The sequence below is a fragment of the Streptomyces sp. sk2.1 genome, from assembly GCF_008120935.1.
Classification (GTDB): Bacteria; Actinomycetota; Actinomycetes; order Streptomycetales; family Streptomycetaceae; genus Streptomyces.
This window is the reverse complement of sequence record NZ_RDBO01000071.1, coordinates 251,461-277,981: the sequence shown is the minus strand read 5'-3', so window position 1 is coordinate 277,981 and position 26,521 is coordinate 251,461. Positions and strand designations below refer to the sequence as shown.

Here is a 26,521-nt window from a genome sequence, read left to right as displayed (position 1 = left end):
AGACGCGTAAAGCGCCGTAGGCAGGAGCGGGGGACCCAGGTAGGCGCCGGCCCCGATCGTCGAAGGACGCATCAGGACCGGCTTGGGGTGAAGTCGCGTGCTAGGACGTGCGACCGGGCAACTCACTTGGCCCGAACCCGACAGCTCACCTCGTAGGCGTCGGTGAGGAGAAGTTCCATGCTGTTTTCCAGCAAGGGCAAGCACCGCCGCCCGTCCAAGGCCGTCCGCATCGCCACGCTCGCCGGTGTCACCGGTGCCGCCGTCGCCGCCCCCCTGATGGGCGCGACCAGCGCCTCCGCCGCCTCCGTCGCCACCTGGGACGCCGTCGCCCAGTGCGAGTCCGGTGGCAACTGGTCGATCAACACCGGCAACGGCTACTACGGTGGCCTGCAGTTCTCCCAGTCCAGCTGGGCCGCCGCCGGTGGTCTGCAGTACGCCTCCCGCGCCGACCTGGCCACCAAGGCCCAGCAGATCGCCACCGCCGAGCGACTCCTCGACCTGCAGGGCCCGGGTGCCTGGGCCTGCGCCGGTGCCGGCGGCCTGACCAACGACGGCGTCGACCCGGGCGTCGACACCGGCTCCTCCAGCTCCACCGAGAAGTCCGGCTCCACCCAGCAGCAGAGCGCCCCGGCCGCCCCGAAGCAGCAGTCGCAGCCGACCCGCCAGGCCCAGCCGAAGCAGGAGCGCACCGAGGCCCCCGCCGCCTCCCGCTCCGCCGCCCCGCGGGCCGAGGCGAAGAAGACCGTCACCACCCCGACCGGCAAGAAGGTCAAGAAGGGCGACGGCGAGTACAAGGTCGTCTCCGGCGACTCGCTGAGCAAGATCGCCGCCGACCAGAACGTCGAGGGCGGCTGGCAGAAGCTGTTCGAGCTGAACAAGGACATCGTCGAGAACGCCGACCTGATCTACCCGGGTCAGCAGCTGCACCTGACGAAGTAGTCGGGACCCTCTCCTCCCCGGCGGCCCCGGCCCGCGCGATTCTCCGTACGCGCGGGCCGGGGCTTCGGCCTTCCCGCCGCGCGGGCGGCTCCCGGTCCTCCCTCGAGGGTCCCTTCCGCCGGAGCCCCCCTCCCCGTAAAGGGGAGGGACTGTTCAACTCCTGTAGTTACTGGCCGGTAAAAATCTGGCCTTTCATCCCGCATTGTCCGCCCTCGGGTCCTTTTTCGTCCCAGGGGACGGGCGGTCGTCGGGCTGATCGGGCCGGGCCGGTTAGGCTCTTGTCGCAAGGCCAAAGCGACCCTGCACAACCAGCGTCATATCCCAGAAGGAGATGCCTCGTGCCGTCCATCGACGTCGTCGTAGCCCGGGAAATCCTCGACTCCCGCGGAAACCCCACGGTCGAGGTCGAGGTCGGCCTCGACGACGGCAGCACCGGCCGTGCTGCCGTCCCGTCCGGCGCCTCCACCGGTGCGTTCGAGGCCATCGAGCTTCGTGACGGCGACCCCAACCGCTACCAGGGCAAGGGCGTCGAGAAGGCCGTCCTCGCCGTGATCGAGCAGATCGGCCCGGAGCTCGTCGGCTACGACGCCACCGAGCAGCGGCTGATCGACCAGGCGATGTTCGACCTGGACGCCACGGAGAACAAGGGCTCGCTCGGCGCCAACGCCATCCTCGGCGTCTCGCTGGCCGTCGCCCACGCCGCGTCCGAGGCCTCGGACCTGCCGCTGTTCCGCTACCTGGGCGGCCCGAACGCGCACCTGCTGCCCGTTCCGATGATGAACATCCTCAACGGCGGCTCGCACGCCGACTCCAACGTGGACATCCAGGAGTTCATGATCGCTCCGATCGGCGCGGAGTCCTTCTCCGAGGCCCTGCGCTGGGGCACCGAGGTCTACCACACGCTGAAGAAGGTCCTGAAGGCCAAGGGCCTGTCGACCGGTCTCGGCGACGAGGGCGGCTTCGCGCCGAACCTGGACTCGAACCGCGCCGCCCTCGACCTCATCCTGGAAGCCATCAAGGAAGCCGGCTACGTCCCGGGCAAGGACATCGCGCTCGCGCTCGACGTCGCCGCGTCCGAGTTCTACAAGGACGGCAAGTACGAGTTCGAGGGCAAGTCCCGCTCGGCCGCCGAGATGACCGAGTACTACGAGGAGCTCGTCTCCGCGTACCCGCTGGTCTCCATCGAGGACCCGCTGTACGAGGACGACTGGGCCGGCTGGAAGGTCATCACCGACAAGCTCGGCTCCAAGGTCCAGCTCGTCGGCGACGACCTGTTCGTCACCAACCCGGAGCGCCTGGCCCGCGGCATCGAGGAGGGCACCGCCAACGCCCTGCTCGTCAAGGTCAACCAGATCGGTTCGCTGACCGAGACCCTGGACGCCGTGGAGCTGGCCCAGCGCAACGGCTTCAAGTGCATGATGTCGCACCGCTCCGGCGAGACCGAGGACGTCACCATCGCCGACCTCGCCGTCGCCACCAACTGCGGCCAGATCAAGACCGGCGCCCCGGCCCGTTCCGAGCGCGTCGCCAAGTACAACCAGCTGCTGCGCATCGAGGAGATCCTCGACGACGCCGCGGTGTACGCGGGCCGCTCGGCGTTCCCCCGGTTCCGTTCCGCGAACTAGGCCGTTCCCGGCCGGCCGCCCCGTCGTGAGTACGGGGCCATGGCGTCCGTCCGTCCCCGCACTCGGTCCCGTACCGTGTGCGGGGACGGACGTGCGTATCGGGTGCGTATTGGGGAGGCGGAGAAATGGCCGCGAAGGACCGGGACCGGTTCTCCACCGCGACCCGGCTGCGGCTGCTCGGCGAGCAGACCGCCGCCCGCGTCTACCGGTCCCAGAACCGCCGCCAGGCCCGCCGCTCGCGGCTCACCGGCCGGGCGGCGTTCCTCGCCCTCGTCGTCTGCTCCCTGGTGGTCGCGCTCGCGTACCCGATGCGCAGCTATGTCTCGCAGCGGGACGAGATCGCCGAACAGGAGCGACTGGCGGAGGAGGCGCGGGTCCGTACCGAGGAGCTGCGCGACGAGAAGGCGCGCCTCCAGGACGACGCGTACATCAGGCAGCTGGCCCGTACGCATCTGCACTACCTTCTTCCCGGGGAGACCGGTTACACGGTGATCGACCCCGACGCGGTCGAGGAGCGCAACGGCCGGGCGGGCGAGTCCGGCGGGCCGTGGCACTCCAACCTCTGGGACGGCATCGACAGCGCCGACGGCGCCGACCGCGACTGACCCTCTCCACCCATCTGCAGAACCGCAGTTCGAGCAGCCCGATCAGAACCTAGGCAGGCATGGAAACGCCCCCTCCCCAGACCGAGCCCACCGCGCCCACCGAGGCGGACATCGCCGCGTTCCAGCAGCAGCTGGGCCGGCCGCCGCGCGGCCTGCGCGCGATCGCGCACCGCTGCCCGTGCGGCAACCCCGACGTGGTCGAGACGCAGCCCCGGCTGGAGGACGGCACGCCGTTCCCGACGACGTACTACCTGACGTGCCCGCGCGCCGCGTCCGCGATCGGCACGCTGGAGGCGAACGGGGTCATGAAGGAGATGACCGAGCGCCTCGCCACCGACCCCGAGCTGGCCGCCGCCTACCGGGCCGCCCACGAGGACTACATCGCCCGGCGCGACGCCATCGAGGTGCTGGAGGGCTTCCCGAGCGCGGGCGGCATGCCGGACCGCGTGAAGTGCCTGCACGTCCTGGTCGGGCACTCGCTGGCCGCGGGGCCGGGAGTGAACCCGCTGGGCGACGAGGCGATCGCGATGCTGCCGGAGTGGTGGCGCAAGGGGCCGTGCGTCTCGCCGTGCGGCGGGCCGGACGAGGACTGACCGGTCTTCTTCCCGGGGGCCCGGCCCCCGGACCCCGCTCCTCAAGCGCCGGAGCGGCTCGGTTTCGGGGCGCTGCCCCGGACCCTGCTCCTCAAGCGCCGTAGGGGTTCGATCCGCTCCTCAGGCGCCGGAGGGGCTTGGTTCGCTCCTCCGTTCCCGTTCCTCGGAGGGGCTCGATCTGGGAGTACTTCATGACCCGCGTGGCCGCCATCGACTGCGGTACCAACTCCATCCGTCTGCTCGTCGCCGACGCCGACCCGGCCACCGGTGAACTCGTCGAGCTCGACCGCCGGATGGAGATCGTCCGCCTCGGCCAGGGCGTCGACCGCACCGGGCGGCTCGCCCCCGAGGCCCTGGAGCGGACGTTCGCCGCCTGCCGCCGGTACGCGGAGGTGATCGAGGAGCACGGTGCGCGGAAGATCCGCTTCGTGGCCACCTCCGCCTCCCGCGACGCGGAGAACCGGGACGAGTTCGTCCGCGGCGTGCGGGAGATCCTGGGCGTCGATCCCGAGGTGATCAGCGGCGACCAGGAGGCGGAGTTCTCCTTCACCGGCGCCACCAGGGAGCTCGCGGACCACGACCACCTGGCGAAGCCGTACCTCGTGGTGGACATCGGCGGCGGCTCCACCGAGTTCGTCGTCGGCGACGACCACGTCCGGGCCGCGCGCTCCGTGGACATCGGCTGCGTCCGGATGACCGAACGTCACCTGGTGCGGGACGGCGTCGTGACCGACCCGCCGTCCGCCGGCCGGATCGACGCGATCCGGGCCGACATCGAGGCCGCCCTCGACCTCGCCGAGAAGAGCGTCCCGCTCGCCGGGACCGCCACCCTCGTCGGCCTCGCCGGGACGGTCACCACGGTCGCCGCGATCGCCCAGGGGCTCGACGCGTACGACTCGGATGCGATCCACCACTCCCGGATCTCCTTCGACCAGGTGCAGGAGATCACCTCCCGGCTCCTCGCCTCCACCCACGCCGAACGGGCCGCGATCGGCGCGATGCATCCGGGGCGCGTCGACGTGATCGCCGCCGGGGCGCTGATCCTGCTCGCCGTGATGAAGCGGACCGGGGCCCAGGAGGTCGTCGTCAGCGAGCACGACATCCTCGACGGCATCGGCTGGTCGATCGCGTAGGGGCGCCGGGGCCGGTCGGTCGGAGGTGTCCGGCGGGTCGGGGCGCCGGGTCGGCGGAGGTGCTCATGCGCACTTCTGCCTGCACTTCTGAGTCTCCGTCGGGTGGTTCGGGAGGGGGCCGGGCAGCCCGGCGCGACGAAGTTCGTGAACTTCTTCACAAGGAATTCGGCCCTTCGGAGGGCGGTTCCGGTCCGTACGGGCGTCCGAAGCCCCGGAGGGGTGCGTTCCGCGCTGTTCGGGGAGCGCTCCCGGGGCGTCACGGAGACGCGTTCCGAAGGGGCGATCGGCCCCTCGTTCGGGGCCAAGGGCCAGCTCACAAGCGGTGAACAACGTTCACGACCGCCTCGTGGTTCCCCCGAGGTCCCATGACCTGGGTCACGCGGGCGGCGAAGTGTAGCAGAGGGTTGCCCATACCTTGTGAAGGGGCTCACGAGGGCTCCCCCGGAGGGGGGTGGATACTCGATGGCATGAGCACCACGGAGCGTCCCAGGATCCTCGTAGTAGGCGGTGGGTACGTAGGCCTGTACGCAGCTCGACGCATTCTGAAGAAGATGCGCTACGGAGAGGCGACCGTCACGGTCGTCGACCCGCGCTCGTACATGACGTACCAGCCCTTCCTCCCCGAAGCTGCTGCCGGCAGCATCTCGCCTCGGCATGTCGTCGTCCCGCTGCGACGCGTCCTGCCGAAGGCCGAGGTACTCACCGGCCGCGTCACGACTATCGATCAGGACCGCAAGGTCGCCACGGTCGCGCCGCTCGTCGGCGAGGCCTACGAGCTGCCCTTCGACTACCTGGTCATCGCGATGGGCGCGGTCTCCCGCACCTTCCCGATCCCCGGCCTCGCCGAACAGGGCATCGGCATGAAGGGCATCGAGGAGGCCATCGGCCTGCGCAACCACGTTCTCGAGCAGCTGGACAAGGCCGACTCGACGACCGATGAGGACGTCCGCCGCAAGGCGCTGACGTTCGTCTTCGTGGGCGGCGGCTTCGCCGGCGCGGAGACCATCGGCGAGGTCGAGGACATGGCCCGCGACGCGGCGAAGTACTACACGAACGTGAAGCGCGAGGACATGCGCTTCATCCTCGTCGACGCCGCCGACAAGATCCTTCCCGAGGTCGGCCCGAAGCTGGGCACCTGGGGCCGGGAGCACCTGGAGTCCCGCGGCGTCGAGGTCTTCCTCTCGACCTCCATGGACTCCTGCGTCGACGGCCACGTCGTTCTGAAGAACGGCCTGGAGGTCGACTCCAACACCATCGTGTGGACCGCCGGTGTGAAGCCGAACCCGGCGCTGGCCCGCTTCGGTCTGCCGCTCGGCCCCCGCGGCCACGTGGACTGCAACGAGAAGCTCCAGGTCAACGGCCTCGACTACGTGTGGGCCGCGGGCGACAACGCCCAGGTCCCGGACATGGTCGGACGCCGGGCCGGCAACCCCAACGCCTGGTGCCCGCCCAACGCCCAGCACGCGCTGCGTCAGGCCAAGGTCCTCGGTGACAACGTCATCTCCGGGATGCGCGGCTTCCCGCAGGGCGAGTACAGCCACGCCAACAAGGGTGCCGTCGCCGGTCTGGGGCTGCACAAGGGCGTCGCGATGATCGTCATGGGCAAGATGAAGATCAAGCTCAAGGGCCGTCTCGCCTGGTACATGCACCGTGGTTACCACGGCATGGCGATGCCGACCTGGAACCGCAAGATCCGGGTCTTCGCCGACTGGACGCTCGGCATGTTCCTCAAGCGCGAGGTCGTCTCGCTCGGCGCCATGGAGACGCCGCGCGAGGAGTTCTACGAGGCCGCCAAGCCGGCCCCGGCACCGGCCGCCGCCAAGGCCGAGGGCGAGAAGGCCAAGGCCTCCTAGTCCGATCGCGGGCCCACTCGTCCGCGAAGCACACGCACGACCCCGAAGGGGCCGTCCGCCATCCGTGGTGCGGACGGCCCCTTCGGCGTATCCGGCCCCGTGCGACGGGGCGCGGCACGGGGACCCGGTGGTCGCCGCAGCAGCGGATGCGTGCAACGTGCAGCTATTTTGCCCTTCCATTGCGCGGTAGCGGGATGGGGCACGCTTCGCCGACTGTTGACGGGTATGCGGCTCGCCGCGGTGCCACCGGTGCCCGGCGCGGCCGCGGCATGCCCGGGCGTGCCCGGGCACATCGGGAACACCACCACGGAGGTGTGTGCCATGGCAGACGCCGCGCTGCGGCTGACCGCTCTCGTCGAGGAGTTGCTGGGAGAAAGGCTGCCGGTCCGGATCCGGGCCTGGGACGGCAGCGAATCAGGACCGCCCGGTGCACCCGTGCTCGTCGTCCGCAGGCGCCGCGCGCTGCGCAGGCTGCTCTGGAAGCCGGGCGAACTGGGCCTGGCCCGCGCCTGGGTGGCGGGCGAGATCGACATCGAGGGCGACCTCTACGAGACCCTGGACCTCCTGGCCTCGATGATCTGGGAACGCCCCGGCACCGCCGCGGACCGGGTCCACCCGGCCCGCGACCCCCGGGTCCGGGCCTTCGCCAAGGGGCTGCTGCGACTGGCCGGTCCCTGGCTCCCGCCGCCCCCGCCGCCCGAGGAGGTGCGCCGCCGCGTCGGCGCCCGGCACACCAGGCGCCGCGACAAGGAGGCCATCAGCCACCACTACGACGTGGGCAACGACTTCTACGAACTGGTCCTCGGCCCGTCCATGGTCTACTCCTGCGCCTACTGGGAGGACGGCGGCGACCTGGAGGGCGCCCAGCGCGACAAGCTGGACCTGGTCTGCCGCAAGCTCGCGCTGAAGGAGGGCGACCGCCTCCTGGACGTCGGCTGCGGCTGGGGCTCGATGGCCATCCACGCGGCCCGCGAGTACGGCGCCAGGGTCACCGGGGTGACGCTCTCCGCCGAACAGGCCGCCTACGCCAGGAAACGCGTCGTGGAGGAGGGCCTGGCCGACCGGGTGGAGATCCGGGTCCAGGACTACCGGGACGTCAGGGACGGCCCGTACGACGCCGTCTCGTCCATCGGCATGGCCGAGCACGTCGGCGCGGTCCGCTTCCGCGAGTACGCCGACGACCTCTACGCGCTCCTCAAGCCCGGCGGCCGGCTCCTCAACCACCAGATCGCCCGCCGCCCGGAGCGGAACGAGTCCGCGTACCACGTGGACGACTTCATCGACGCCTACGTCTTCCCGGACGGCGAACTGGCCCCGGTCGGACGGACCGTGACGACCCTTGAGGAGGCCGGCTTCGAGGCCCGCGACGTGGAGTCGATCCGCGAGCACTACGCCCTGACCCTGCGCCGGTGGGTCGCCAACCTGGAGAAGCAGTGGGACCGCGCGGTCCGGATGACCTCGTACGGGCGGGCCAGGGTCTGGCGCCTCTACATGGCCGCCTCCGCGCTCTCCTTCGAGCACAACAAGATCGGCGTCAACCAGATCCTCGTGGTGCGCCCGGCGGAGGGCGGGGCCTCCCGCATGCCGCTGCGGGCCCGCGACTGGACGGCGTCCGCGACCGGCTGACCGCCCACGCGCCCCGCGGGACGGTCCCGGGGACCGGGACGGACCGGCCGGGGTCCCACGAAGGCCCACGACGGGAGCGAGCCCCCGGGACGGACCGGCCGGGGTCCCACGAAGGCCCACGACGGGAGCGAGCCCCCGGGCCGGTCCCCGGGGGCCCACGACGGAACGGGGGTCCCACGACGGAGCGGGGGCCGGTACGCGCAGCACCGTGCTGCGCGTACCGGCCCCCGGCCGTGTGCGGACCCCGACCGCTACTCGGTCTTGATCGCCGTCAGCATGTTCAGCTTCGCGGCGCTGCGGGCCGGCCAGAGCGAGGCCAGCACGCCCACGGCCCCCGCCAGCACCAGGAAGACCGCGATCCGGTCCCACGGGATGACCAGCGCGTACTCGGGGATGTCCGACGACAGGGTCTGCCCGATCGCCCAGCCGAGGAACATGCCGAGCGCGATACCGACCACCGCGCCGAAGAGCGAGATGACCACGGCCTCCAGCCGGATCATGCGCTTCACCCTGCGCCGGTCCAGGCCGATGGCCCGCAGCATGCCGATCTCCTGCTGGCGCTCGAAGACCGACATCGCCAGGGTGTTGACGACTCCGAGCACCGCGATGATCAGGGCCATCGCCAGCAGCCCGTACATGATGTTCATCGCGAGGTTGACCGAGCCGCCGAACATGTCGCGGATGTCCTGACGGTCCATGATGCTCATGGCCGGGTTGTCGCCCAGCGCGTCCACCAGGGCCTGCTCGTTGGCCTCGGTCGCGCCGCCGTCCATCTTCAGCCAGACCTCCCGGATGTTGGCCAGGCTGCCGTGCCGGTCGGCGATGTCCTTCGGGAGCAGGACCGGGGAGAGGAACTCGTTCCCCTTGTAGACGGCGCCGACCTTCAGCTCGCCGTTCTTCTCGTCCTCGAACTTCACCGGCAGGGTGTCGCCGGTCTTCCATCCGTTGGACTTCGCGGTCTTCTCGTCGACGGCGATCTCGCCCTTGCCGAGCGCGTCGAGCGAACCGGAAACGGTCTCGATCGCGAAGACCTGCTGCACGGCACCCGGGGTGACGGCGGACGCGGAGTGGTACTCGTCCTTGACCTGGATCGAGGTGGCCTGCTGCGGCGAGACCGCCGAGACGCCCTTGGCCTTCTCCAGGGCGGTGAGCGCCGACTCGTCGAGCGCGTCGCCGCTCGCCATCGTCACCATGTAGTCGGCCCGGACGTTGTCCGTGGTCATCCGGTCGACCGCCTGGCCGAGGGTGACGCCGAGCACCGAGATGCCGGTGACCAGGGTGAGGCCGATCGCCAGCGCGGAGGCGGTGGCGCCGGTACGGCGCGGGTTGCGGACCGCGTTCTGCGCGGCCAGCTTGCCGGAGACCCCGAACAGCCGCTTCAGCATCGGGCGGACCAGCGCGATCACCGGCCGCGACAGCAGCGGGATCAGCACGATGACACCGATCAGCGCGAGGAAGGCACCCGCGGCGATGAGGGTCCGTCCGGCCGAACCGGACTTGGCGGCGCCCGCCACGATCCCCGCCGAGCCCAGCAGGGTGAGCACCGCGCCGATCGAGTTGCGCAGCACCAGGGACTTGACGGTGGCCGTCGCGTGCACGCTGCTCATCGCCGCGACCGGCGGGATCTTGGCGGCCCGGCGGGCGGGCAGCCAGGCGGCCAGCAGGGTGATCAGGATGCCGACGGCGAAGGCGGAGCCGACCGCGGTGGGCGAGACGACCAGCGGGCCTGCCGGGATCTTCCCGCCGAACATGCCCATCACGGAGCGCAGCGCGGTGGCGAGGCCGAGACCGAGGGCGAAGCCGATGACCGAGGCGATCGCGCCGACCACGGCGGCCTCGATGAGCACCGAGCGCTTGACCTGGCGGCGGGAGGCGCCGACGGCGCGCAGCAGGGCCAGCTCCTTGGTGCGCTGGGCCACCAGCATCGTGAAGGTGTTGGCGATCAGGAAGATGCCGACGAACAGGGCGATGCCGGCGAAGGCGAGCAGCATGGTGTTGATGGTGCTCAGACCGCTCTCGATCTGCTTGGCCTGCTCGTCCGCGAGGTCCTGGCCGGTCTTGGCCTCGGCGTCCTCGGGCAGCAGCGGCTTCACCTCGGACAGCAGCTTGTCGGCGGAGGCGCCGGAAGCGGCGGACACGGTGGCGTCCCGGAACACGCCGGGCCTCAGGTACAGCTTCTGGGCGACCTCGGTGTCGAAGAGCACCAGGCTGCCGCCGGCGTTGACCGCGCCGTCCTCGGTGGTGAAGACGCCGGAGAGGACGTACTCCTTCACCGGGCCGTTCGTGGCGACCCGGACCCGGTCGCCGACCTGGTACTTGCCCTTCTTCGCGGTCTCCTTGTCGAGCGCGACCCGGTCGGCCGAGGCCGGACCCGTGCCCTCGACGAAGGTGTACGCGCGGTCCTTGCCGTCCTTGCCGGGGAAGAAGTTCCCGCCGGTGTTCGACCAGCCGTTGCCTATCAGCTTGCCGTCGGGGTCGGCGACCCCGGCGAAGCCGGAGACCCGGCCGGTGGCGGTGTCGACGCCGTCCAGGCGCTGGATCTTCTCCAGGGTGGCGGCGGTGATGCCGGGGACCTTCTCGTCCTGCCGGTCGGCATAGGTGGTGACGGCGACGGCGACGTCGTCGTAGCTCTTGGCCGACTGGTTGCGAAGGGCGTTGCCGAGGGTGTCGGTGAAGACCAGCGTGCCGGAGACGAAGGCCACGCCGAGCATCACGGCGAGGACGGTCATCAGCAGCCTGGCCTTGTGCGCGAGCACATTGCGCAGGGCGGTACGGAACATGTCTGTCAGTCCTGGGATGGGGAGGGGTTCCGGGCGAGGGCTCGGGTGAGGACGCGGAGGAGGGCGGGGGTCAGCTGGTGCGGCCCTTGGCGTCGAACGCCTTCATCCGGTCGAGGACCCCGTCCGCGGTGGGGTGCAGCATCTGGTCGACGATCCGGCCGTCCGCGAGGAAGATGACCCGGTCCGCGTAGGAGGCGGCGGCCGGGTCGTGGGTCACCATCACCACGGTCTGTCCCAGCTCGCGCACCGAGTTGCGCAGGAAGCCGAGGACCTCGGCGCCGGAGCGGGAGTCCAGGTTCCCGGTCGGCTCGTCACCGAAGATGATCTCCGGCTGCGAGGCCAGGGCACGGGCCACCGCGACGCGCTGCTGCTGTCCGCCGGAGAGCTCGGTGGGCCGGTGGGTCAGCCGGTCGGAGAGCCCCACCATGTCGATGACCCGGCGCACCCACTCGGCGTCGGGCTTGCGGCCCGCGATGTCCATGGGGAGCGTGATGTTCTCGTACGCGGTCAGCGTGGGGAGCAGGTTGAACGCCTGGAAGATGAAGCCGATCTTGTCCCGGCGGAGCTGGGTGAGCTGCTTGTCCTTGAGGGAGCCCAGCTCCGTGTCACCGATCCGCACCGATCCGCTGCTGAAGCTGTCGAGACCGGCCACGCAGTGCATCAGGGTGGACTTGCCGGAGCCGGACGGGCCCATGATCGCGGTGAACTCGCCGCGGGGGAAGTCCACGGTGACCCCGTCCAGGGCGGTCACCCGGGTCTCGCCCTCCCCGTAGACCTTCGACAGATCCGTGGCGCGGGCGGCCACCGTGGTGACGCGGTGTGCGGTGGAAATGGTGGTCACGGGAATCTCCTGGTTCGGGGCTCCGGCCGAGGCATCGTCCGGGAGTGGATCGGAACCCCTCCATCGTCACCTCCGGTCCGCCGCCGGACGTCAGTCCCCGTGCCCGTTCCTGGGGCCGTCTTGAGTCGCACCGGGGGGCCCGCGGCCTCCTCCTGCGGTATGACACGGACCCCGAGGCCACCCGTCCCCGGGACCACGGGGCCCGGTACCGGGGGCCGTGCGGCCGGTCCTTCGCCCGGCGCTCCACCCGGGGTTTTCCCCGCTCCTCGGGCCGCCCCGGCGGCGCCCCCGTCGCGCACCCGGCGGATGCGCCGTCCGGGTGCGGCGACTTTACGTCAATCCGGAATCACGCCCCGCGTGCCCGCTACCCCGCCCAGGCATGTGGCGATGTCGTTCGACGAGTGCTGACGCCCCCTCAAACGATCAATAAAATAAGACAACATCGCGCCACTGATCCGCTGTTCGGGGGAAGTCCCCGGCTAGGGTCATGGCCAACGCGCCAGGCCCGGATGGTGGAATGCAGACACGGCGAGCTTAAACCTCGCTGCCCCTCGGGGGCGTACCGGTTCGAGTCCGGTTCCGGGCACCACTACGCACATGGCGCAGGCGGACGCACTCCCGCCCCCGGCCCCCGGGCCCGTACGGACGGGCGACGGGAATCCTCCTCGTACGGCGCGTGCCCGGTCGGCGGCGCGTGAAACCCATGGCATGTGAAACCCGCGGCATGCGAACCCGTGGCGTGTGAAACCCATGGCGTGCGGGAGTCACGGCGCGTGACCGTACCCGCCGCCCCCGCGCCCTCCGCCGCTTCCGCCGTGCGGTGGCTGAGCTGCCGGGGCGGGGGTGCGGGGGGACGATGGGAGGACGGCTGCGCGGGACGGGCGAGGCGCGGAGCCGCCCCGCTCCGGACGGTCGCCGGAGCGGGCAAGGAGGGTCGTTCGATGGTTGCGTCGGATGCGTGGCGGGTGGAGACCGGGGCGGAGGCGGAGAAGGACGCCCCGTCGGCTCCGGGCAGTCTGCTGGACGCGCTGAGTGTGGCCGCGGTGGTGCTCGGCTCCGACGGGCGGATCGCGCTGTGGAGCCCGCAGGCCCAGGACCTGTTCGGCTGGAGCGCCGAGGAGGCGCTGGGGCAGTACGCGGCCGCGCTGATGGTCGCGGAGGAGCACGTGGACCAGGTCGTGGAGCTGTTCGCGGCCGTCATGGCGGGGAAGGGCACCTGGGCCGGGGTCTTCCCCGTACGGCACAAGGACGGCTCCACCCGTCGGCTGGAGTTCCGCAACATGCGGCTGCTGGACGAGCACGGCGACGCGTACGCGCTGGGCATCGTCTGCGAGGAGGCCACGCTGCGCGGCGTGGAGCGCGATCTGGCGCTCCACGCCCGACTGGTGGCGCAGTCGCCCTTCGGGCTGGCCGTGCTGGACCCCGAGCTGCGCCTCCTGCTGGTCAACCCGGCGCTGGAGCGGATCACCGGACGACCGGCAGCCGAGCACCTGGGCCGAGGCCCCCGCGAACTGCTGCCGTTCCTGGACGGCGACGGGATCGAGTCCGCCATGCGCCGGGTGCTGGCCACCGGCGTCTCCGTGCGCGACCGGTTCATGACCGGCCGTTCCCCCGCCGACCCCGGCCACGAGAGCGCCTGGTCGATGTCGTGCTACCGGCTGGAGGACCCCGGCGGGCGGCTGATCGGCGTCACGATGATCGTGTCGGACGTGACCGAGCAGCACCGGGCGTCCCTGGAGGCCGCCGAGGCCCGGCGGCGGCTGGCGGTCATCGCCCGCGCCTCCGAGCGGGTCGGCACCGCCCTGGACCTGGAGCTCACCGCCCGCGAACTGGCGGAGGTGGTGGTGGACGAGCTGGCCGACATCGCGGCGGTCGACGTCCTCGACTCGGTCCTGGCCGCCTCCGAGCCGGCCGCCCCGCTCGACCGGGGCCCGCACGCCTTCCGGGCCCTGGCCGTGGCCGCCGGCCACGAGAGCCCCGGCATGCTCGCCGCCGACCCGCCCGGGGAGACCGCCCTCTACGCGGCGGAGCGCCTGGTCACCCGCTGCGTGACCACCGGCCGCCCGGTCCTCGTGGCCGAGGTCGCCGACCGGGACCTGCACCGCATCGCCCGCGACGAGAAGGCCGTCGAGCTGATGAAGGAGGCGGGTGTGCACTCCTACCTGGCCGTGCCGCTGATCGCCCGCGGGCAGGTCCTCGGCGTGCTCGACCTCGTACGCACCCGGGACCCGCGGCCGTTCGACGACGAGGACGTCGCGATGACCTGCGAGCTGGCCTCCCGCGCCGCCGTGTGCATCGACAACGCCCGCTGGTACCAGCACGTGCACGGCACCGCCCTGACCCTCCAGCGCCATCTGCTCCCGCACCGGCCCCCGCAGCCGTCCGGTCTGCGGATCGCCTACCGGTACCAGCCGGCGGAGACGGCCAGCGGGATCGGCGGCGACTGGTTCGACGCCATCCCCCTCCCGCAGGGCCGGACGGCCCTCGTCGTCGGCGACGTGATGGGCCACGGGATCAACGCCGCCGCCACGATGGGACAGCTGCGCACCGCCACCCGCGCCCTCGCCGGACTCGAACTCGCCCCCGCCGAGGTGCTGCACCACCTGGACCGCGTCACCGCCGACCTGCACGAGATGACCGCCACCTGCGTCTACGCCGCCCTCGACCCGCACCGCCGCACGTACCGCGTCGCGCTGGCCGGCCACCCGCCGCCCGTCCTGCTCCGGCCCGGCCGCGCCCCCCGGCTGCTGGACCTGCCCACCGGGGCGCCGCTGGGCGTCGGCGGCGTCCCCTTCCGCACCGCGGCCCTGGACCTGCGGGCCGGGGACAGCCTCGTCCTCTACACCGACGGGCTGGTGGAGACCCGTGACGAGTCCATCGACGCCCGCCTGGGCTCCCTGCTGCGCCTGCTCGCCGAACCCCACGCCTCCCTGGAGGCGACCTGCGACCGGGTGCTGACCGTGCTGCGCCACCCCGGCCACGACGACGACGTCGCCCTGCTCATCGCGCAGCTCACCCCCGACCGGGACTGAGCGTCGCGGGGACCGCGCCGGACACGGCCCCGGTATGAGTGAATTGCAAAATTATGCAATTAATTACATGCTGTGCTCGGTGTGTCGGCAAGTGTCCGCGGGCGTGCCGGTGTCCAGCGACGCCCCGGAACCCCGGGGCCGAAGGGGGTCCGTGGTCGTGCCGGTTCCGCTGTACCGGGCGCAGCCCGAGTCCTTCCGGCGGGTGTCCGACTCCTGGCGGGTGTGCGGCTCGTGCTCCTGGCGGGTGTACGGCTCATGACGGAGCGGCTCGAAGCCCTGCCCCTGCGCCACGTGCTGACCCTGCCCATGATGGGCGCCGCCGTCCGCACGGCGCGCGAGACCACCGAGCAGGTGCTGGTCGAGTGGGGCATCGGCCTGAACCACCCCGGCGTCGGCCCGGCCCTGCTGATCCTCAGCGAGCTGGTCGCCAACAGCGTCCGGCACGCGGCCGTGCTGTCCCCGAGCGTGACCGTGCTCTACGCGGCGGGCCCGGACACGTTCGCGTTCGGCGTCCACGACCGCCACCCGTACCGGCCCGCCCTGCACGCACCGGCCGCCGGCGCGGCCGGCGGCGGCCTGGCCACGGTCGCCGAACTCACGCTGGCCCTCGGTGGCACGGCCGTCGTGCGCGACGACGCGGACGGGCTGGGCAAGAGCATCTGGATCACCGTGCCCCTGCGGTGAGGGCGGAGCGCGCCGAGACCCGGCGCCCGGCCCCTCCGCACTTCGTCCCGTACCTGCCGCCAGAACATTACGAATTGTCGATGTCGGCAACTCGCGAGGCTCGCACATCGGAGCGGGCGCGCGAGGATGGCCCCATGGCGAAGAGTTTTGGGTGGACGCGATGCACGGGACACGTACGACCACGACGGACCGGCCGGACGGCCGGTACCGGGTGCGTGAGGCCGCTGCGATGAGCGCTCCGCTGTACCAACTGAAGGCCGAGTTCTTCAAGACGCTCGGTCACCCCGTGCGGATCCGGGTGCTGGAACTCCTCAGCGAGCGGGAGCACGCGGTGTCCGAGATGCTGTCCGAGATCGGCGTCGAGCCGGCCCACCTCTCGCAGCAGCTGGCCGTGCTGCGGCGGGCGAACCTGGTGGTCACGCGCCGGGAGGGCTCGGGCGTGTACTACTCGCTGGCCAACACCCAGGTGGCGGAGCTGCTGAGGGTCGCCAGGACCATCCTGTCGGGGGTCCTCGCCGGCCAGGCCGAGCTGCTGGCCGACCTGCGCGCGGCCGACCCGGACCGCCCCTAGGGCGGGGAACGGCCCGGGGCCCGGATTCCGCCGGGTCCGGGGCCCGCCACGCGCGCGACGACCCGTTCATCGTTTCCGTAAAGATCCTCCCCAAGCACTAGTCTGATTCTTTTGCCTACCCATTACTCTTGTGGGAAGGCCACGCAGGGTGGCCATGGAGGAGTGAGATGAGGAGCAGCAACCCGGTCTTCTCGCGACGGGGCTTCAGCCGCGACAACGGATACGCGGGCTTCAACGCGGCGCCGCAGGCCGGGGCCCCCGCAGCGGGCACCAACCCGTACGCGCAGGGCGCCGCCGCGAACCCGTACGCCACCAACCCCTACGCCCAGCCGGACACCCAGTACGGTGCCCCGCAGGCGCCGACGCGCTCCGGCGCGATGACGATCGACGACGTCGTCACGCGGACCGCGATCACGCTCGGCACCGTGGTGCTCGGCGCCGCGGCCGCCTGGGCCCTGCTGCCGGTCGACCCGGCCAACCTCGGCAAGTCGTACGGCATCGCGATCGGCGCCGCGCTGGTGGCGTTCGTCCTGTCGCTCGTCCAGTCCTTCAAGAGCAAGCCGGTCCCGGCGCTGATCGTCTCGTACGCGGCCTTCGAGGGCGTCTTCCTCGGAGTGATCTCCAGCGCGGTCAGCACGTACATCGGACCGGGCGTCGTGGTGCAGGCGGTGATGGGCACCATGTGTGTCTTCGCCGGTGTGCTCATCGCGTACAAGATGCGCTGGATCCGCGTGACCCGCCGCTTCTACGGCTTCGTGATGGCGGCCGCCATGGGCTTCATGCTCCTGATGGTGGTCAACCTGCTGTTCGCCGTCTTCAGCGGCGGTGACGGCCTCGGCTTCCGCAGCGGTGGCCTCGGCATCCTCTTCGGTGTCATCGGGATCATCCTCGGCGCCTGCTTCCTGGCGCTGGACTTCAAGCAGGTCGAGGACGGCATCGCGTTCGGCGCCCCGCGCGAGGAGTCCTGGCTGGCCGCCTTCGGCCTCACCATGACCCTGGTGTGGATCTACCTGGAGATGCTGCGTCTGCTCTCCATCCTGAGCGGCGACGACTGACCGTCGCAGCAACCGCAGCACCCGTACGACGGGAACGGCCCGCAGGCACWGTGCCTGCGGGCCGTTCCCGTTTCCCGAGCTTCCCGCCGTGTTTCCTGCCGTGTTTCTCGTGCCCCTCGTGCCCCTCGTGTTTCTCATGAGGGGAGGCGTCGGCTCGTTGGCGGGCACCCGGCCGGGGCGCGTAGGGTCGCGGGGTGCTCGATACGACCCCGCTGATCACCGCCGTGGACCGCTTCGCCGACCGGCTGCGCGCCGCCCCGCAGAGCCGTCTCCAGCGCGGAGCCGCCGCCGAGGCGCTTGCCGCGGCCAGGGAGCTGGCGCTGCGGGCCCAGAGGATCGAGGCGCCGGACCGGGAGCCCCGGACCATGCCGGACGCGGGGGTCTTCGCGGTCGGCGACCAGCTCGCCGTGGCGGGGCGCGATCTGGCGGTGGCACTGGAAACGGCCTCGTCGACCGAGCTCGACGAGGCCGTGCGATTCGTCATGGAGGCGGCAGAGCGGGCGTTCGCCTAGCCGGTGGCCGGTGGCCGGTGGCCGATGGCCGGTGGCCGGCGGGAGCCGTTCCGCCCGTGTGCCGCGGTGTCAGGCGTCAGGTGTCAGAACGAGGCGATGACGCGGTCGGCGAGGATGTAGACGTTCTCCTTGCCGCAGGAGAACGTCAGCGCGTACGCGCCGGAGACGCCGGAACCGCCCAGCAGAACCGGGTGCTCGCCCGCCAGTAGCGATTCGGACAGTCGCTCGGCCGTCTCGCGGTGCCCCGGGGTCATGCAGAGCGTGGTCCCGTCGACGAAGACGTAGACATCGAGCGTGCCGAGCGGGCCGGGGCGCACGTCGGCGAGCTCCGTACGGCTGTCGGCGAGCTCTTCGAGGCGGTTGACGGTGCGCTCGTGATCGGTGACGACGGGGGTCTGCACCGGTACGAAGTCGGGGTGCGAGGGGTGGCGGCGGCGGGCCGCGGCCAGCTCGGGGGAGTCCTCGGCGAACTCCGTGGCCCCGGTCAGCTCCGTCATGTCCGAGAGCCCGGTCAGCTCCGCCAGCTCCTCCAGGGCCTCGGTGGCGTCGAGGTCCATCGCGTCCAGTCCCGCGAAGTCCGCCTGGCGGGGCATGAAGAACGGCCCCTCCTCGCCCGTTCCGACCGGACCGCCCAGCAGGGACGGGGCGTCGGCGGCGTCACGGGCCTCCTGGGAGGCCCAGAAGGCGCGGGCCTCGGCGAGTTCGCGCTCGCGCTCCTCGGCGAGCGCCTCGGCGACGGCCGCGCGTATCTCGGCGACGGGGGTGGCGATGTCACCGCGGTTCTGCGCGGGCACGACGGCGCCGTGGACGCGGGCCGCGGCCAGCTCCGTACGGAGGGCCGAGACCTGCTTGCGCAGCCCGTGAGCAGCGTGCAGAGCAGCAGCGCCCACGGCCGTGGCGGCGGCGGTGGTCAGCAACAGGGCAAGAGGCATGGCGCTCACACATACTCCCGGTTTCAATCGATCCCCCGACTTCCTACCTCAGCTTGTCCCCTACCTGCGCCCTGTGTCAGTGCATTACGTCACGAATTGGACAGGTCTTTGGGCCCGGGGTTTAACCCCGGGATGGGTGTGGCCTGCGGGAATGACTCTCCCCCAGGAGATAGGTCACATCCTGGGGGAGATTCGGTCACGGTCGGGGCTCGGAAACAGCCACTTCGCGGTCCGGAGATCGGCCGAAAGCCATGCCCTCCGGCGACGGCCGGGTGTCGGGCCCACTAAGGCGGGCCCGACACCCGGCCGACCCGACTCCGCTGCACCTCGGCTCGGCCGCGCGTGTTCGTGGTCGCGTTCGCTTCGTTTCCGCTGCGGGCAGGTGCCGCCCTCGTTCCTCGGGCGACCCCTACCCTCCGCTGCACCTCAGCTCAGCCGCTCGATGACCATCGCCATGCCCTGGCCGCCGCCCACGCACATGGTCTCCAGGCCGAACTGCTTGTCGTGGAACTGCAGGCTGTTGATCAGCGTGCCGGTGATCCGGGCGCCGGTCATGCCGAAGGGGTGGCCGACGGCGATGGCGCCGCCGTTGACGTTGACCTTCTCCAGCGGCAGACCGAGGTCGCGGTAGGAGGGGATCACCTGGGCGGCGAACGCCTCGTTGATCTCGGCCAGGTCGATGTCGTCGATGGTCAGCCCGGCCCGCTTCAGCGCCTGCTTGCTGGCCTCCACCGGGCCGTACCCCATGATCTCGGGGGAGAGGCCCGAGACACCGGTCGAGACGATCCGGGCCAGCGGGGTCAGGCCCAGCTCGCGCGCCTTGGTGTCGGACATGATCACGAGCGCGGCGGCACCGTCGTTGAGCGGGCAGCAGTTGCCCGCGGTGACCAGTCCGTCCGGGCGGAACACCGGCTTCAGGCCCTGGACGCCCTCCATGGTGACGCCCGCGCGCGGGCCGTCGTCCTTGGCGACGACCGTGCCGTCCGGAGTGGTGACCGGGGTGATCTCGCGCTCCCAGAAGCCGTTCTTGAGGGCTTCCTCGGCGAGGTTCTGCGAGCGGACGCCGAACTCGTCCATGTCCTGGCGGGTGATGCCCTTGAGCCGGGCGAGGTTCTCCGCGGTCTGCCCCATCGCGATGTACGCGTCCGGGACCAGGCCGTCCTCGCGCGGGTCGTGCCAGCCGGCGCCCTCCTGCTCGGCGCGGGCCGCGGTGCGGGCCTCGGCCTCGGCGAACAGCGGGTTGTGCGTGTCCGGCCAGTTGTCGGAGTTGCCCTTCGAGAAGCGGGACACCATCTCGACACCGGCCGAGATGAAGACGTCGCCCTCGCCGGCCTTGATGGCGTGCAGTGCCATCCGGCTGGTCTGCAGGGAGGACGAGCAGTAGCGGGTGACCGTACAGCCCGGGAGGTGGTCCATGCCCATCTGCACGGCGATGATCCGGCCCAGGTTGTTGCCCTGCTCGCCGCCCGGCAGACCGCAGCCGAGCATCAGGTCGTCGATGTCCTTCGGGTCCAGCTCGGGCACCTTCGCCAGCGCCGTCCGGATGATCGTGGCGGTCAGGTCGTCCGCGCGCAGGTCCTTCAGCGAACCCTTGAAGGCCCGGCCGATGGGGGAACGGGCGGCAGAGACGATCACGGCTTCGGGCATCACGCGGCTCCATGAGGGCTGGAAGGCGGGTTCTGGCAGGTGCTGACTTGGAAGTTACCTGTACGTAGGGGCTGGGTCACCGGGCAGCGCATGTGATGCCGACCTCTTTTCTAAGCGACCGCTCAGTCGATCAATTGGCCGGGAGATTGCGCGGCTCCCCGCACGTCTTCCCGTCCTTCTCTCCGTCCTTCTCGCCACCTTTCTTCCCGTGCGTTCCGCCGTCGGTCCCCCCGTCCGTTCCGCGGTCCGCCTTCCCGGTCGTCGCCCCGGCCGACGTACCGCCGTCCGTGTCCCGCGAGGTGTTCCCGGCGGATTCCGCGTCCGCCACGCTCTCCAGGCCCTCCGCGTCCTGCGCCGCTTCCTCGTGCGTCTCCGGCTCGGGGTGGGGCTCCGTGGTCGCGGGCAGGCGCCGCCGCCTGCGCTGCTTGAGGAGCGCCCAGGGGGCCCGGGCCCCCGTGACCTCCGTACCGGCCTCCTTGGCCGCCTGGGAGGCCGCCTCGGCCACCGGCAGCATGTCCTCGCGCCGGGCCCCGTCCAGCCGCTCGGACTCCGGCCACAGCCCCAGCGCCGCGCAGAGCGTGGGCAGCACCGCCATCGCCGCCGTGGCGTAGCCCTCCGCCGACGGGTGGTAGTTGTCCGGCCCGAACAGCTCCCGGGGGTTCTCCTCGAACTCCGGCCCGAGCAGGTCGCCCAGCGACACCGTCCGCCCGCCCTGCTCCACCGAACCGATCGTCTGGGCCGCCGCCAGCTGCCGGCTCACCCGCCGGGCCAGCCAGCGCAGCGGCTGGTAGACCGGCTCGATCGTGCCCAGATCGGGGCAGGTGCCGACCACCACCTCGGCCCCCGCCGTCCGCAGCCTGCGCACCGCGGTGGTCAGGCAGCGCACGGACTGGGTGGCCGGGATGCGGTGCGTGACGTCGTTCGCGCCGATCATGATCACGCACACGTCGGGCGTGCGGGAGGCGTCGGCGAGCAGCAGCGAGACCTGCCGTTCGAGATCGTCCGACCGGGCACCCGGCTGGGCGACGTTGCGCAGGTCCACCGGCCGTTCGGAGACTGCCGCGAGCCCCGACGCGAGCAGCGCGCCCGGTGTCTGTCCGGCCCGGCGCACCCCCTGCCCGGCCGCCGTCGAGTCCCCCAGCAACCCCAGTCGCAGCGGTTCCGCGGGCCCGGTGAACGCCACCCCGTACCGCCCGTCGGCGCTCGGCGGAACCGGTGCGATACCGCCGCCCACCTGTCGTTTCGCCAGCTGGACCTCCGCCAGCAGGACGCCCACCGCCGCCGCACCGAGCAACCCGATGCTGCCGCCGCCGTAGGCCGCGCCCGCCGCGATCCGCCGTGCCACCCTCGCTCTTGACACAGTCCGGTCCACCTCCTCGTCGCCGTACCGCCGTACATACAGCTAACTGCCCCGCGGCGACCGTCGCTCAATCGCTTCGCCCAATCACGTCCCCGTACGCATACCCTTGCCGGACCATTACGGAGACCCCGGAGTACACGGTGCAATTCCACGATTCGATGATCAGTCTCGTAGGCAATACCCCGCTGGTGAGGCTGCGCAATGTAACGGCCGGCATCCAGGCGACGGTCCTGGCCAAGGTCGAGTACTTCAACCCCGGCGGTTCGGTCAAGGACCGGATCGCCCTGCGCATGATCGAGGCCGCCGAGCAGAGCGGCGAGTTGAAGCCGGGCGGCACGATCGTCGAGCCGACCAGCGGCAACACGGGCGTCGGCCTGGCGATCGTCGCCCAGCAGAAGGGGTACAAGTGCATCTTCGTCTGCCCGGACAAGGTGTCCACGGACAAGATCAATGTGCTGCGCGCCTACGGTGCCGAGGTCGTCGTCTGCCCGACGGCCGTTGACCCCGAGCACCCCGACTCCTACTACAACGTCTCCGACCGGCTGGTCCGGGAGACGCCGGGAGCCTGGAAGCCGGACCAGTACTCGAACCCCAACAACCCGCGCTCGCACTACGAGACCACCGGTCCCGAGCTGTGGGAGCAGACGGACGGGAAGATCACCCACTTCGTCGCGGGCGTCGGCACGGGCGGCACGATCAGCGGTACCGGCCGCTACCTCAAGGAGGTCAGCGACGGCGCGGTGAAGGTGATCGGCGCGGACCCGGAGGGCTCGGTCTACTCCGGCGGCTCCGGGCGTCCGTACCTCGTCGAGGGCGTCGGCGAGGACTTCTGGCCGAGCGCCTACGACCGCACGGTCACGGACGAGATCGTCGCCGTGTCCGACAAGGACTCCTTCCAGATGACCCGCCGCCTGGCCAAGGAGGAGGGCCTGCTGGTCGGCGGTTCCTGCGGCATGGCGGTGGTCGGCGCGCTGGAGGTCGCCAAGCGGCTGGGCCCGGACGACGTGGTCGTCGTCCTGCTGCCGGACAGCGGGCGCGGCTACCTGAGCAAGATCTTCAACGACGAGTGGATGGCGGACTACGGGTTCCTGGAGGACGCCGGTCCGTCGGCCCGGGTCGGGGACGTGCTCGACCACAAGGAGGGGCCGATCCCGACGCTCGTCCACATGCACCCCGAGGAGACCGTCGGCGAGGCGATCGAGGTCCTGCGCGAGTACGGCGTCTCGCAGATGCCGATCGTGAAGCCGGGGGCCGGCCACCCGGACGTGATGGCCGCCGAGGTCATCGGTTCCGTGGTGGAACGGGAGCTGCTCAACGCGCTGTTCGCCCAGCGCGCCTCGCTCTCCGACCCGCTGGAGAAGCACATGTCGCCGCCGCTGCCGCAGGTCGGCTCCGGCGAACCGGTCGAGGACCTGATGGCGGCGCTCGGCGGCACGAACGCGGCGGACGCGGCGATCGTGCTGGTGGAGGGCAAGCCGAAGGGCGTCGTCAGCCGCCAGGACCTGCTGGCGTTCCTCGCCAAGGACGCGTCGGCCGGCAAGGCGTAGCGCGGGGCCGGGCCCCGCGGGGCCCGGCTTCTGCGGGGCGGTGGGGCCGGGCTTCGCGAAAACGGTACGAGCGCGACACGTACGCGCAGCACCGGCTTAACACGGGTCCGGCAGATTGATGGGTGTCGGCGGGGGAGACCCGTCGGCACCCGATACGGCGACACCGGACTACGGAGCGGCTCCCGGACCTCCACCGTCGCCGGGACGCGTCGACCGGTACTGACCCGGGCCGCGTCCCTCGCGGGGACCGCCGTCGTCCCGCCCCCTGGGAAACCGGGGGTGCGGCGGTCCCCGCGACACACGGGACGACGACCCGCCCGTCGGGCACGGGGCGCGGGTTCAGTCCTCCCAGTCCGAGGCCACGTGCCCGGAACGCCGTTGGAGGAACGGCCAGTTGCGGGCGGCGTGCACCGCGTTGACCGCGACGATCCCCAGCCAGGCGACGACCAGACCACTGGTGTGGGCCGTCTCGGCGCCGATCGCCGACAGCGGCACGGCCAGGACCAGCGAGACGATCGCGAAGCCGTAGCGCTCGGCGAAGCCGCCCAGCGGATGCGGCGGGCGCGTGCCCCTGGCGAGGCTCACCCGCTGCTCGGCGAGATGGCGCCGGACGCGGCGGTCGAGCGTGGCGTCGAGCCGGTGCTCGACCTTCTCCAGGAAGGATTCGACGAGCGCGGACTCGTACTCCGAGCCCAGCTCGCCACGGGCCCGCAGGGCGGCGTCGAGCTCGTTCCTGAGCTCGGGGTCTCCGGCTTTCATGCCCCTCAGGCTAGGAACCGACGCCCTCGCGCGCAGTGGGGCTGTCCCCCCTCTTTGCCGGGGGGAACGCCTCACGGAGGGCGCCCGCGGGAGTCCCGGAAAGTCGTTCGTAACATTCGCCGCCGCCGGTGCGTGTACCCGGTGAGAGCAGTTCCCGGGGGCCGAACCGTTCCCGGGGGATGGATGGACGGACGGAGGACGATGCTGACGGGGGCCGAGGATTTCGACGCGTTCTACACGGCCACGGCCAAGAGACTGGTCGCCACCGTCTACGCGACGACCGGTGATCTGGCGGAGGCGGAGGACGCGGTGCAGGAGGCGTACGTACGGGCGTGGCAGCGCTGGGACCGCCTGGTGCGCGAGGGCGATCCGCTCCCCTGGGTGCGGACGGTGGCGGTCCGGCTGGCGATCAGCACCTGGCGCAGGACGCGCAACCGGGTGCGCGCGCACTTCCGGCACGGGCCGCCCGCGGACGCGCCCGGCCTCTCGGCGGACCGGGTGGCGCTGCTGGACGCCCTCGGCGAGCTGAACGCCGAGCAGCGCCGGGCCGTGGTCCTGCACCACCTGCTGGACCTGCCGGTGGAAGAAGTGGCGCGTGAGACGGGTGTGTCGAACGGTGCGGTACGGACCCGGCTCCACCGGGCCCGCAAGGTGCTCGGCGAGAGGCTGGCCGATCCCTTCGTCACCGCCGGGCGAGTGGGGAGTGCGGACCATGGCTGAGGTCGAGGAACTGCTGGACGGTGTCGCGGTGCGGCTGCCGGCCGCCGAGGAGATCCGACGGCGCGGACAGCGGCGCCGGGCGCGCCGCAGGACGGGCGCGGCGGCCCTGTGCACGGTCGCGCTGCTGGCCGCCGGGGCGTGGGCCCTGCTGCCGGGCGGGCCGGACGGGCCGGACGGGCGGGGCGCCGTGGCCATCGCACCGGACAACCCGTTCCGCGAGAACGGCGCGGTCCGGAACCTGCCCGCGAAGGAGGTACCGCTGTACGGCACGTGGCGCTGGAAGGACAACGAGGGGCGGCCCGTCGACTCCGACGCCCGCGGCGACCTCCTGAACCGGGCGGGACTCGGCACGTTCTGCCCGGGGACGTCCCCGGAGACGGGCCGGGTCGACCGGATCGGCTACACCAAGGAGTACCGGGGCGTGCGCAAGGCCGTGGCCCGGCAGTGCCTCGTCGAGTACGACGACGAGGCCACGGCCGGGGACGAGTTGAGGACGGTGCTCGCCGGACTGGACGCGGACGGCCTGAGCCGTACGGCGGGCGCGTCGCAGGACGTACGGGAAGGCGCGGCGGCCCCGGAGACGGTCACCGCCTGGTCCGGGAAGGTGCCGGGCGGCCATACGCTGCGGGTCTTCACACAGCGCTGGAAGTCCTGGGTCTCGGTCGTCGAGGTCCTGGACGGTGACTCCTGAGCATCGGGTTCCGGGGCCGGGCCGGGGTTCCTGGTCCGGGCCCGGGTTCCGGTGGCCCGGCTGCATATGGACATGCAGATGCCATGCTGGCTGAATGGATCTGTCGGCGCCGGATCATGGTGCGCCGGATCGACCGAGGGGACAGCATGAGCGGGAGCGGCCCGGCCGCGCGGTTGCAGCAGCTCTTCGAGGGGCGCCGGCTCACGCCCACCCAGCGCCGGATCGCGCACTCGATGGTGCGCAGGGCCGGGGACGTGCCGTTCCTGTCGAGCGTGGAGCTGGCCGAACTCGCCGGGGTCAGCCAGCCGTCCGTCACCCGGTTCGCCGTGGCGCTCGGCTTCGACGGTTATCCGGCGCTCCGCAAGCACCTGCGGGAGGTCGCCCCCGCCGAATCCGCGCCGGGGGACGGGGACGACGCGCACAACGAGTACCAGCAGGCGGTGCTCGGCGAGATCGAGAACCTGCGGCACCTGGCCGAACTGCTCGCCGACCCGGGGCCCGTCGAGCGCGCGGGCAGGCTGCTGGCGGCCTCGCGCCCGCTGCCGGTGCTCGGGCTGCGGGCCGCCTCCTCGCAGGCGCGCGGCTTCGGGTACTTCGCGGCCAAGGTCCACCCCGACGTCCGGGTGCTCGACGAGGGCGGCAGCATGCTGCCCGACCGGATCGACGCCGCCCGGCGCGCGGGTGCCACCGCGCTGATCTGCTTCGCGCTGCCCCGGTACCCGAAGGAGGTCGTGGACGCCCTCGCGTACGCGCGCGAACAGGGGCTGACCGTCGTGTCCGTCGCGGACTCCGCCTTCGCGCCCGTCGCCGGGCACAGCGACCTGCTGATCCCGGCCGCCGTCGGCACCGGGCTCGCCTTCGACACCGCGTGCGCGCCCATGCTGCTGGGCCGGGTGCTGCTGGAGGCGATGTGCGACGCCCTGCCCGACGCACAGGCGCGGCTGGAGGAGTTCGACGCGCGGGCGGCGGCGCGGGGGCTGTTCGTCGAGTGAGGCCGCCGCCGGGTGCGTACCGGT

Annotated in this window: 21 protein-coding genes, 1 tRNA gene, 1 pseudogene and 1 riboswitch; of the genes and pseudogenes, 17 read left to right on the top strand and 6 right to left on the bottom strand. The window is 71.8% G+C overall.

Annotated features, from left to right (window positions below):
* Positions 1–2 precede the first annotated feature (2 nt).
* A riboswitch (cyclic di-AMP (ydaO/yuaA leader) is annotated at positions 3–174 on the top strand.
* Between the two features lie 3 nt (positions 175–177).
* The 7 genes from EAO76_RS26040 to EAO76_RS26010 all read left to right on the top strand — a co-directional run bounded on the left by EAO76_RS26040 (position 178) and on the right by EAO76_RS26010 (position 8,374).
* Positions 178–939 carry a transglycosylase family protein gene (locus EAO76_RS26040; RefSeq protein ID WP_148838329.1) on the top strand — a complete coding sequence of 254 codons (762 nt, stop codon included), beginning with the start codon at positions 178–180 and terminating at the stop codon, positions 937–939.
* A gap of 338 nt (positions 940–1,277) precedes the next feature.
* Positions 1,278–2,564: a phosphopyruvate hydratase gene (gene eno / locus EAO76_RS26035; RefSeq protein WP_148838328.1), complete on the top strand. Its 1,287-nt coding sequence runs from the start codon at positions 1,278–1,280 to the stop codon at positions 2,562–2,564.
* Between the two features lie 125 nt (positions 2,565–2,689).
* Positions 2,690–3,169 carry a septum formation initiator family protein gene (locus EAO76_RS26030; protein ID WP_148838327.1) on the top strand — a complete coding sequence of 160 codons (480 nt, stop codon included), beginning with the start codon at positions 2,690–2,692 and terminating at the stop codon, positions 3,167–3,169.
* Between the two features lie 59 nt (positions 3,170–3,228).
* Positions 3,229–3,762, top strand: a complete 534-nt coding sequence (locus tag EAO76_RS26025) for a DUF501 domain-containing protein (RefSeq protein WP_148838326.1) — start codon at positions 3,229–3,231, stop codon at positions 3,760–3,762.
* A gap of 191 nt (positions 3,763–3,953) precedes the next feature.
* Positions 3,954–4,895, top strand: a complete 942-nt coding sequence (locus tag EAO76_RS26020) for a Ppx/GppA phosphatase family protein (RefSeq protein ID WP_148838325.1) — start codon at positions 3,954–3,956, stop codon at positions 4,893–4,895.
* Positions 4,896–5,362: 467 nt separating this feature from the next.
* On the top strand, positions 5,363–6,748 hold the full coding sequence (locus tag EAO76_RS26015; RefSeq protein WP_148838324.1) for an NAD(P)/FAD-dependent oxidoreductase: 1,386 nt from the start codon (positions 5,363–5,365) through the stop codon (positions 6,746–6,748).
* A gap of 321 nt (positions 6,749–7,069) precedes the next feature.
* A complete protein-coding gene (locus EAO76_RS26010) occupies positions 7,070–8,374 on the top strand; it encodes a cyclopropane-fatty-acyl-phospholipid synthase family protein (protein WP_148838323.1) in 1,305 nt (434 codons plus the stop codon).
* Positions 8,375–8,625: 251 nt separating this feature from the next.
* Here the strand turns inward: EAO76_RS26010 and EAO76_RS26005 are convergent, their stop codons facing one another.
* Together EAO76_RS26005 and EAO76_RS26000 are read right to left on the bottom strand one after the other, a co-directional pair.
* Complete coding sequence (locus tag EAO76_RS26005; RefSeq protein ID WP_148838322.1) at positions 8,626–11,154, bottom strand: ABC transporter permease; 2,529 nt, start codon at positions 11,152–11,154, stop codon at positions 8,626–8,628.
* A 70-nt stretch (positions 11,155–11,224) separates the two neighbouring features.
* Positions 11,225–11,995, bottom strand: a complete 771-nt coding sequence (locus tag EAO76_RS26000) for an ABC transporter ATP-binding protein (RefSeq protein ID WP_148838321.1) — start codon at positions 11,993–11,995, stop codon at positions 11,225–11,227.
* Between the two features lie 503 nt (positions 11,996–12,498).
* Here EAO76_RS26000 and EAO76_RS25995 point away from each other — a divergent pair.
* From EAO76_RS25995 to EAO76_RS25970, 6 genes are all read left to right on the top strand, one after another.
* Positions 12,499–12,584 (top strand) — tRNA-Leu (locus EAO76_RS25995).
* A 352-nt stretch (positions 12,585–12,936) separates the two neighbouring features.
* Complete coding sequence (locus tag EAO76_RS25990; RefSeq protein ID WP_148838320.1) at positions 12,937–15,027, top strand: SpoIIE family protein phosphatase; 2,091 nt, start codon at positions 12,937–12,939, stop codon at positions 15,025–15,027.
* 255 nt (positions 15,028–15,282) lie between these two features.
* Complete coding sequence (locus EAO76_RS25985) at positions 15,283–15,711, top strand: ATP-binding protein (protein ID WP_148838380.1); 429 nt, start codon at positions 15,283–15,285, stop codon at positions 15,709–15,711.
* Positions 15,712–15,940: 229 nt separating this feature from the next.
* Positions 15,941–16,282, top strand: coding sequence for a metalloregulator ArsR/SmtB family transcription factor (locus tag EAO76_RS25980; RefSeq protein WP_148838319.1), 342 nt, complete (start codon positions 15,941–15,943; stop codon positions 16,280–16,282).
* Positions 16,283–16,449: 167 nt separating this feature from the next.
* Positions 16,450–17,337 carry a Bax inhibitor-1/YccA family protein gene (locus EAO76_RS25975; RefSeq protein ID WP_148838318.1) on the top strand — a complete coding sequence of 296 codons (888 nt, stop codon included), beginning with the start codon at positions 16,450–16,452 and terminating at the stop codon, positions 17,335–17,337.
* Positions 17,338–17,531: 194 nt separating this feature from the next.
* On the top strand, positions 17,532–17,849 hold the full coding sequence (locus tag EAO76_RS25970) for a hypothetical protein (protein ID WP_148838317.1): 318 nt from the start codon (positions 17,532–17,534) through the stop codon (positions 17,847–17,849).
* Positions 17,850–17,932: 83 nt separating this feature from the next.
* On the opposite strand, the gene EAO76_RS25965 is transcribed toward EAO76_RS25970, so the two are convergent.
* From EAO76_RS25965 to EAO76_RS25955, 3 genes and pseudogenes are all read right to left on the bottom strand, one after another.
* Positions 17,933–18,766, bottom strand: a complete 834-nt coding sequence (locus EAO76_RS25965) for a hypothetical protein (RefSeq protein WP_148838379.1) — start codon at positions 18,764–18,766, stop codon at positions 17,933–17,935.
* Positions 18,767–19,207: 441 nt separating this feature from the next.
* Positions 19,208–20,428: an acetyl-CoA C-acetyltransferase gene (locus EAO76_RS25960; RefSeq protein WP_148838316.1), complete on the bottom strand. Its 1,221-nt coding sequence runs from the start codon at positions 20,426–20,428 to the stop codon at positions 19,208–19,210.
* Between the two features lie 367 nt (positions 20,429–20,795).
* Positions 20,796–21,773, bottom strand: a pseudogene (locus EAO76_RS25955) (SGNH/GDSL hydrolase family protein); the annotation flags it as partial.
* A gap of 155 nt (positions 21,774–21,928) precedes the next feature.
* Here EAO76_RS25955 and EAO76_RS25950 point away from each other — a divergent pair.
* Positions 21,929–23,335: a cystathionine beta-synthase gene (locus EAO76_RS25950; protein WP_148838315.1), complete on the top strand. Its 1,407-nt coding sequence runs from the start codon at positions 21,929–21,931 to the stop codon at positions 23,333–23,335.
* A 339-nt stretch (positions 23,336–23,674) separates the two neighbouring features.
* Here EAO76_RS25950 and EAO76_RS25945 read toward each other — a convergent pair whose 3' ends face one another.
* Positions 23,675–24,094: a hypothetical protein gene (locus EAO76_RS25945; protein ID WP_148838314.1), complete on the bottom strand. Its 420-nt coding sequence runs from the start codon at positions 24,092–24,094 to the stop codon at positions 23,675–23,677.
* Positions 24,095–24,277: 183 nt separating this feature from the next.
* Here EAO76_RS25945 and EAO76_RS25940 point away from each other — a divergent pair, with 183 nt between their 5' ends.
* From EAO76_RS25940 to EAO76_RS25930, 3 genes are all read left to right on the top strand, one after another.
* Positions 24,278–24,814 (top strand): SigE family RNA polymerase sigma factor, encoded by a 537-nt coding sequence (locus tag EAO76_RS25940; protein WP_262375746.1) that lies wholly within the window; start codon positions 24,278–24,280, stop codon positions 24,812–24,814.
* Positions 24,807–25,505 (top strand): hypothetical protein, encoded by a 699-nt coding sequence (locus EAO76_RS25935; RefSeq protein ID WP_148838312.1) that lies wholly within the window; start codon positions 24,807–24,809, stop codon positions 25,503–25,505. Before EAO76_RS25940 ends, EAO76_RS25935 begins: the two co-directional genes overlap by 8 nt.
* A gap of 146 nt (positions 25,506–25,651) precedes the next feature.
* Positions 25,652–26,497 carry a MurR/RpiR family transcriptional regulator gene (locus EAO76_RS25930; protein WP_148838378.1) on the top strand — a complete coding sequence of 282 codons (846 nt, stop codon included), beginning with the start codon at positions 25,652–25,654 and terminating at the stop codon, positions 26,495–26,497.
* The last annotated feature ends 24 nt before the right edge of the window (positions 26,498–26,521 follow it).